The sequence below is a fragment of the Mesobacillus maritimus genome (assembly GCF_023715205.1).
GTDB classification, from domain to species: Bacteria; Bacillota; Bacilli; order Bacillales; family Cytobacillaceae; genus Mesobacillus_B; species Mesobacillus_B maritimus_C.
The window spans coordinates 1-232 of record NZ_JAMBNR010000148.1; the positions used below are offsets into that span (position 1 = coordinate 1).

A 232-nucleotide genomic window follows, 5' to 3' on the forward strand; every position below is an offset into this window, starting at 1 on the left:
AAATCTTCCTGTACCGCCTCTTTATCGTTTGAGCAATGGGGGGACGCAGGAGGATAGGGTAAGCGCACTGCTGGATATGTGCGTCTAAGCAGTTAGGCTGGTAACGAGGCAAATCCCGTTACCGTGTATGCTGAGCTGTGATAGCGAGGGAAATTTAGTACCGAAGTTCCTGATTCCACACTGCCAAGAAAAGCCTCTAGCGATGATATTTGGTGCCCGTACCGCAAACCGA

The 232-nt window shown here is 50.4% G+C and carries 1 rRNA gene; it reads left to right on the forward strand.

Going from position 1 to position 232, the window contains the following annotated elements:
* Positions 1 to 232 (forward strand): 23S ribosomal RNA (locus M3182_RS26005); the annotation flags it as partial.